This window comes from Nocardiopsis sp. CC223A, assembly GCF_030766825.1.
Lineage (GTDB): Bacteria > Actinomycetota > Actinomycetes > Streptosporangiales > Streptosporangiaceae > Nocardiopsis.
On the sequence record NZ_JASFDV010000147.1, the window covers coordinates 1 to 6,466 of the forward strand.

General features: G+C 73.6%; 8 protein-coding genes. 3 read left to right on the forward strand and 5 right to left on the reverse strand.

Annotated elements, in window-relative coordinates; all coding sequences use genetic code 11:
* Positions 1–172 precede the first annotated feature (172 nt).
* The gene (locus QJS33_RS30735; protein WP_306371581.1) at positions 173–2,044 is read right to left on the reverse strand and encodes a hypothetical protein; all 1,872 of its coding nucleotides are present in this window, start codon (positions 2,042–2,044) and stop codon (positions 173–175) included.
* Positions 2,045–2,229: 185 nt separating this feature from the next.
* Between QJS33_RS30735 and QJS33_RS30740 the strand changes: the two genes are divergently transcribed.
* Positions 2,230–2,532: a YciI family protein gene (locus tag QJS33_RS30740; protein ID WP_306371582.1), complete on the forward strand. Its 303-nt coding sequence runs from the start codon at positions 2,230–2,232 to the stop codon at positions 2,530–2,532.
* Between the two features lie 189 nt (positions 2,533–2,721).
* On the opposite strand, the gene QJS33_RS30745 is transcribed toward QJS33_RS30740, so the two are convergent.
* The 3 genes from QJS33_RS30745 to QJS33_RS30755 all read right to left on the reverse strand — a co-directional run bounded on the left by QJS33_RS30745 (position 2,722) and on the right by QJS33_RS30755 (position 3,545).
* A complete protein-coding gene (locus QJS33_RS30745; RefSeq protein WP_306371583.1) occupies positions 2,722–2,922 on the reverse strand; it encodes a hypothetical protein in 201 nt (66 codons plus the stop codon).
* Positions 2,888–3,010, reverse strand: coding sequence for a hypothetical protein (locus QJS33_RS30750; RefSeq protein WP_306371584.1), 123 nt, complete (start codon positions 3,008–3,010; stop codon positions 2,888–2,890). Before QJS33_RS30750 ends, QJS33_RS30745 begins: the two co-directional genes overlap by 35 nt.
* A 112-nt stretch (positions 3,011–3,122) precedes the next feature.
* Positions 3,123–3,545, reverse strand: a complete 423-nt coding sequence (locus QJS33_RS30755) for a VOC family protein (protein ID WP_306371585.1) — start codon at positions 3,543–3,545, stop codon at positions 3,123–3,125.
* A 117-nt stretch (positions 3,546–3,662) separates the two neighbouring features.
* Between QJS33_RS30755 and QJS33_RS30760 the strand changes: the two genes are divergently transcribed.
* Positions 3,663–4,241 carry a TetR/AcrR family transcriptional regulator gene (locus QJS33_RS30760; RefSeq protein ID WP_306371586.1) on the forward strand — a complete coding sequence of 193 codons (579 nt, stop codon included), beginning with the start codon at positions 3,663–3,665 and terminating at the stop codon, positions 4,239–4,241.
* Between the two features lie 56 nt (positions 4,242–4,297).
* On the opposite strand, the gene QJS33_RS30765 is transcribed toward QJS33_RS30760, so the two are convergent.
* Entirely contained in the window at positions 4,298–4,804 is a 507-nt protein-coding gene (locus QJS33_RS30765) for a YkvA family protein (RefSeq protein WP_306371587.1), read from the reverse strand.
* A gap of 650 nt (positions 4,805–5,454) precedes the next feature.
* On the opposite strand from QJS33_RS30765, the gene QJS33_RS30770 reads away from it, so the two are divergent.
* The coding region (locus QJS33_RS30770) for a hypothetical protein (RefSeq protein ID WP_306371588.1) at positions 5,455–6,466 on the forward strand (1,012 nt) is incomplete at its 3' end.

A 6,466-nucleotide genomic window follows, 5' to 3' on the forward strand; every position in this document is an offset into this window, starting at 1 on the left:
GGCGGCGCGCCGGGCCATCGCCGTCACCGTGTACGTGCTGGCCCTCGCCCTCACCCTGGCCCTTTCCGCGGCGCTCGTCCGCGAGGGCGCCGACATGGTCCTGCGCACCTGGGAGCACGCCGCCGACCGCGCCCGCTGACCGGTGGGCGCGGGCCGTGCGCGGGGCGGCCCCTCAGCCGGCGTCGGCCGTGCGCACCCCGTTCAGGGCCTCCTCGTACTGTTCCGTGGTGGGATACCCGTCCAGCACGGTCTCCTCCGCCCCCTCGGCGAGGAGAGCGGACTCCGGGCACGTGTCGTCCCCGCGCAGGAGGACGTCGAGGACCTCGTCCCCGTCGCGCAGCCCGTACACGGTGACCTGTACCTCCCAGGGCCGGACCCGCACCGGAACGGTCGCCGGGAGGCTTTCGTGCAGCGAATACCTGCCGCAGTCCACGGGGTCCCCGTCCGGGGGCACGAACCGGACGCACGCCACCAGCTCCACGCGGTCGTCGTCGGCGTCCCACTCCTCGTCCGGCACGGAGTAGGCCGGGGCCGCCCGGCCGGTGTCGGAGAACGAGAACCGCATCGGGTGCGGCCCCGGCCCCTGGTAGGGGGCGGCGTCGGTGAACGGCCCCCGGTCCCCCCGGCAGAAGTCGGCGAGTTCCGTTTCGTTCCGGGGCAGGTCTCCGGTGGGGGCGGTGCGGGGGGAGGGTGCGGGTGCGGCCGGTGCCGCGACCGCCTCCGCGGCCCGGTACAGGCGCGCCTCGTTCAGGGTCCAGCCCGCGGCTCCGACGAAGAACACCATGACCGCGGCCAGGGCGGCCGCGCCCGCTGTGCGGCGCAGCGCCCAGGAACGCGCGGGGTCGGCCGTTCCGGGATCGCGGTGCTCGATGGTGTGATGCAGGGCGGCCGGTGCCACGGCCCCCGCGACGGGCTCCTCCCGCCGCTTTCCCGCCGGGTCCTCCCACACGACGGTGAACAGGTCGGCGTTCAGGCGCCCGCGCCCTTTGCGCACCTCGTAGCCGTCCCAGGGCAGCGCCGTCGCGTGGCTCCGGTAGTCCAGGACGAAGCCGCCGTCGTACACCCCGACGCGCGCGGCCCGCCCGACCGGGGCGGCGATTCCGCCCCACAGCACGAATGCCGCGAACCCCGCCCCCAGGACCCCGAATCCGCCGACGAGCGCGAGGACCAGCTGCTGCCAGGAGGGGTCTCCGTGCAGGAGCGCCCCGGCCGGGAGTCCGACCAGGGCGGCCAGCAGCAGCGCGTAGCGGAGCAGCCGGGGCGCCCGGCCCCGGATCCGGTGGATCCTGCGCAGGGGGCCCAGCCGGGATGCACGGGCGGCCTCCCGGGCCGAGTCGGACATGCGCAGCGGGAACCAGCCGGGCAGGGCCTCCTCCCCGTCCCCCGGTTCCGGCACGGGCCCCGGGGCGGACGCGGATTCCCGCCGGGGTCCCGTGTGCAGGTCGAGCAGGCTCCCGTCGTCCGCGCGGGCCCACGCGTGGCGGGTCCGGGGAACCGGCACGGCTTCGCCGAAGGGAACGGGGACGCCCTGCTCCAGGATGGTCTCCGCGTAGGGGTTGCCCGCCTCCCGGGAGAGGCCGAGCAGCATCATCGGCACCCCGTGGTCGGCGTCCGCGTCCGGGTCCCGCAGGAGCATCCCGGCCCCGAGGACCAGGGTGTACCAGGACCATGCGGTGACCAGCGCGGCGGGGGCGCCGTCGACCCATCCCCCGTCCCACGGCGTGAACGCCTCCGCGTCGGCGCGCAGCCGGGCGGGGAGCGCGTCGTCCTCGACCCCGACCCGCGCGTACCGGACCAGCCGGTCGGCCAGGCTCAGGACGAGGCCGATCCGCTCGCCGGAGTCCGCGAGCAGGAGCGCGGTGATCGTCTCGGCGCCGTCCTGCCAGGAGCGGCCGGGGTCGATCCGTTCCAGGAGTGCGGGGAACCCGTCGGTGTCGAAGGCGTCGGCCCCGCCGGACTCCGGCCGGAGCGCCTCCACCATGCGGTACGCGGTGTACAGAGGAAGCCAGACGGTGGGCAGATAGGAAGGGCGGGGGGTGTCCATGGCCTCTGAAGGTGTGGAGAAGGGGGTGTGCCGCTCCGGAGCGGGACCGGTGCGGCGGAGCAGACGGGACCGTTCCCGGCGCCGTGGTCCCTCAAACGCCGTTCCCGCGCCCCGGGTGGGCGGGACGGCGGCCGGTCGGCGATCATGGGCCGGTACCCGGATCGCAGCCACCAGGAGGAACGCCCATGGCCGTCTACGCCGTCACCTACACCTATGTCGAGGACAGCGACGCCGCCCGCGACGAGCACCGCCCCGCGCACCGCGAGTACCTGAACGGGCTCTCCGAGAAGGGCGTCAACCTGGTCTCGGGCCCGTTCGGCGCCCAGGACGCCCCGGGGGCACTGCTGCTGTTCCGCGCCGGCTCCGCCGAGGAGGTCCGGGCCCTGGTGGAGGCGGACCCCTTCGTCCTGGAGGGTGTGGTCGCCGACGTCCGGGTCCGCGAGTGGATCGCGGTGCTGGGCCCGCTGGCGGAGCACCTTCAGCCGTAGGACGTGGGACCGCCGGGGCGGCGGCGCGGGATGCGCGCCGCCGCCCCGGCGCGGATCACAGGATGGTGTCCCGCCGAGTGGTGTGACTTCGTTCGGCTCCAGGGCCACAGGGGTAACGACGCGCTGGTCGGCGATTCGTTCTTGTTCGGACAACCGTTGTCCTCACACCGCTCCACGGGACATGACCGATCACGGCAGCCCCTGCTCCTCGCAGTAGCGCCGCGCTCCCGGGGGCAGCGTGTCGGGGCCGCCCCCCGCGGAGGCGCTCTCCGCCCGCACCCGCTCGCCGTGCATCTCCCCGGCCGGCCCCTCGTACATGCTCTCCACCGGCGGGTGGGCGGGTTCCTCATCGAGGTCAGGGGAGGCGTAGAGCGCGTCCCGGCTCGCCATGGGGGGTGAGCTCCTCCTCCTGGCCCGGACGGGTCCCCGCCTCCACGGTCACCGGGGTGTCGATCGGCAGGTTCTCGGGGGCCTCCACCGCCGAGTCCTCACCGAGGTCGAGGAACCGCGCCTCGTACCCGAGGTCACCGGTGTCGGCGATCTCTTCTGTTGTGCGGCGGAATGAACCCCGCCCGTTCCCGGGCCCCGGCTCACTCCGGCAGGAGCCCGTGGTCCTTCATCCACTGCGGGTCGGGCTCGACCATCTGGAGGATCTCCACGAACAGCCCCTGCGGTCCGGCGACCTGGAAGCGGTACTGCCCCCAGGGTTCGCGGCTCAGGGGCAGCGTGACCTCCAGCCCGGCCGCGCGCAGGCGCTTCTCCTGCACCTCCACATCGGGGACGAGGAAGGCCACGAGCGCCCCGGACACCGCCCGCCCCCGCAGCCCCTCCGGGGAGGAGTCGTGGTCGCGGGCGATGAAGTCCAGGGAGAGGCCCTTGTGCTGCGGGTGTCGGGTGTTGACGTACCAGCCGATGTCGACGCCGAGCTCGAAACCGAGGTGCTCGACGAACCAGTCGGCGGCCGCGCGGGGCTCGTCGCACAGGTAGGCGGTGCCGATGAGGTCCACATGCATGGTGGCTCCTTGGGGTAGGCTGTTGACCACTTCAAGCAAAGTACTACAAACGAAGTTGTCAGGGCAACGCACTTCTCCCCGGGCCGAGGAGAAGAGAAGGAGAAGAGGAGGCGGGCGATGGTCCGCAGCAACCCCGAACGCCGCCGCGCCCTACTGGACGCGGCCATCGACGTGCTCGCCGAGGAGGGCGCGCGCGGGCTGACCTTCCGCGCCGTGGACGCCCGCGCGGGCGTCCCCACCGGGACCGCGTCCAACTACTTCACCGACCGCTCCCAGCTGCTGCTACAGGCGGGCGCCCACGTCCACGTGCGCCTGGCCCCCACCGAGGAGTTCATGGCGTCGTTCACCGCCGCCGGGCCCGGCCGCGAGCAGACCCGTGCGGGCATGCACGACCTGCTGCGCCGGATCCGGGCCGACCGCAACGGCTACCTGGCCCTGCTGGAGCTGCGTCTGGAGGCCAACCGCCACCCGGGGATCCGGGCGGAGCTCACCCGCACCATCCGCGACACCCTGGAGGACAACGTGCGCCTCCACCTGGAGGGCGGGTTCCCCGGGGACCGCTCCACCGTGATCACGCTCTACCTGGCGATGACCGGCCTGTTCGTGGAGTCCCTGACCCTGCCCGACGTGCTCGGCGACGACGACGCCGGCGCCCTGGTGGACCGGATGGTCGACACCATCGTCCCCCCGGCCTGAGGGGCCGGACGCACCGGAGGCGGGCCGCGGCCCGCCTCCGGTGTCGTCGTGGGCGTCTAGCGCGGGGCCTTGCCGGTCTCCGGCCGCTGGGCCGCCCGGCCGGGGGCGGCGGCACCCTGGGGCGGGACGTCCGAGCCCTGGGCACCCGGCCCCTGGGCGGCCTGCCCCTGGCCCGGAGCACCCTGACCCGGCGCGCCCTGCCATCCGGCGTTGGCCTGGGAGAAGGCCTGCTGCGCCCGCTCGTCCCGCTCCTTGCGGAGGAAGCGCTCGCTCTCGCCCAGCAGCATGGTGGTCAGCCACACGGCGGCGCCGACGTCGTCGGTGAGGCCGAGCAGCGGCACGAACAGTTCGGGGATGAAGTCGATCGGCGAGACGATGTAGAGCGTCAGGACGATCATCCCGAGCATCTTGGTCGCGCCCATCTCGGGGTAGCGGCCGCGGACCTTGGCCCACATCATGCGCGGAACGGCTCCGGCCCGCTGCCACACGGAGATGTTGCCCTCCGTGTTCTGGATGACCTGCCAGGCGGCGGCGCCCGCGGCGGCGCGGTTTTCCTTGCGCATCGTTCGTCTCCTCTGGGGGGCGCATGGCTTCTCACGATATGACGCGAAACCCGCTCTGATCGTTCCCGACAGGAGGGGCGCCAACCGCGAAGAGATGAACATGACACCTGGCCGTGCACCGGGATTCACACCCACCCCTGCGCCATCATCCCCCACGCCCGTCACAGGGTGCGGGAAAAACCGGGGTGCGGTTGTCCACAACCGGACCCTGGTCCCTGGTGACGGAAGAAAAAGGAGGGCATTCTAGGGGGGTCGCCAGAACGCCGCACACACGCGAACGCGGTACCAGAAAAACCGACACAAGACGAACAGGGGTATAAATCAGACGAAACAGCCAAACGGCGCAGATCAGCGCAGCGACCCTGCGGCCCCGTGGCCGCATACGGTCGCCGAAACCCCCGAATCCCCCTGCGCGCAAGGGACGCCGCAGCGCGAAGGCCTCTCCTCGCGGCCCGCCCCGCACGCACCGGAGCCCGACCCCATCCGCCCTCAAGGCCGAGATCACCGCCCTTCCCCCGGCGATCGCGGAAAAACGCGAGGGCTCCCGCGCCCTGGCACACATTCGTTACGATGCGTCCGAGTGGGGCATTCCGCACGGAACGCCATCCGGCATATCCCACACCAGGCGCAGAACCGATGGAGCTTGCCCAGTGTCCACAGCCCTACCTCGGTCGGCGACGGCCGTCGCCCTGTTGGCGGACATCCCCAGCACGGGCCATGTGGGCGAGGTCCGAGCGCAGCGCTTCACGATGCACGGCGACGGCATCGGCGAACGCAGCGCCGCGTTCGTCGCCTTCGCCCGGCAGCAGATCGCCGCGGACCGCAAGGTCGTCGCGCTGTACCCCGCCTGGCGGGAGGACGACGCCAGGCGCGCCGTGAACTTCGCCCGCGGGGCCCTGCGCACCGACCACATCGCCGGCGTCCCGGTGGACCTGGCGCCCCTGGCCCTGTCCCTGGTCGCCGACCAGCTCGCCTACCTGGCGCCGTACCTGCCGCCGGGCATGGTGGCCGCGCTGTCGGCCGAGCTGCCCCGCCACCTGCTCGCGGGCGCCTGGCTCAGGACCGTGTCGGGCCTGGAGACCATCCCCACCTCGGTGCGCCAGAACATGGGGTCGTACGCTCCGACGGTGTCGTTCCTGGCGTACTGCGCGCCCACCCTGCGGGTGGAGCGGCTGCGGCCCGCGGAGGTGGCCCGCCGACTGCCGTTCCGGCCGGTGCAGCCGGTGCAGCTGCTGTTCTCGACGCCGGACCCGACCATCACGGCGGTGTTCGACGACAACCTGCCGCAGGCGATCCAGCCGGTCGCGACCCGGTCCCTGCCCGCGCAGCCGCTGGGGCCCGCGTACTGGGGAACCGCCAAGTACGTGGAGTTCGTGGCCCTGAGCGCGCACCCGCAGGCGCTCGCCTACGCGGCCGGGGCGGTGCGGACCTCGGCCTGCTCCTGGTGCGGCGAGCCCATGTCGGCGGCGCCCTGCCCGTTCTGCGCCTCCGGCTCGGCCAGCAGCCCCCTGCGGACCCGGATGTCCGCGCCCGCCGACGAACACCCGCCGGTGTCCGACACCGGCACCTGGACCCGCCCGGACCCCCGCCCGGGCGAGAACGGCCACCCGCCCCGGCGGCCCGGCCCGCCGAACGCCGCCCGGCCCGCCCCCCAACCGAACG

What these genes read in the sequence shown, in the direction of transcription:
- QJS33_RS30735 (WP_306371581.1), bottom strand. Translation starts at nt 2,044, where the DNA reads ATGGACACCCCCCGCCCTTCCTATCTGCCCACCGTCTGGCTTCCTCTG.
- QJS33_RS30740 (WP_306371582.1), top strand. Translation starts at nt 2,230, where the DNA reads ATGGCCGTCTACGCCGTCACCTACACCTATGTCGAGGACAGCGACGCC.
- QJS33_RS30745 (WP_306371583.1), bottom strand. Translation starts at nt 2,922, where the DNA reads ATGGCGAGCCGGGACGCGCTCTACGCCTCCCCTGACCTCGATGAGGAA.
- QJS33_RS30755 (WP_306371585.1), bottom strand. Translation starts at nt 3,545, where the DNA reads ATGCATGTGGACCTCATCGGCACCGCCTACCTGTGCGACGAGCCCCGC.
- QJS33_RS30760 (WP_306371586.1), top strand. Translation starts at nt 3,663, where the DNA reads ATGGTCCGCAGCAACCCCGAACGCCGCCGCGCCCTACTGGACGCGGCC.
- QJS33_RS30765 (WP_306371587.1), bottom strand. Translation starts at nt 4,804, where the DNA reads ATGCGCAAGGAAAACCGCGCCGCCGCGGGCGCCGCCGCCTGGCAGGTC.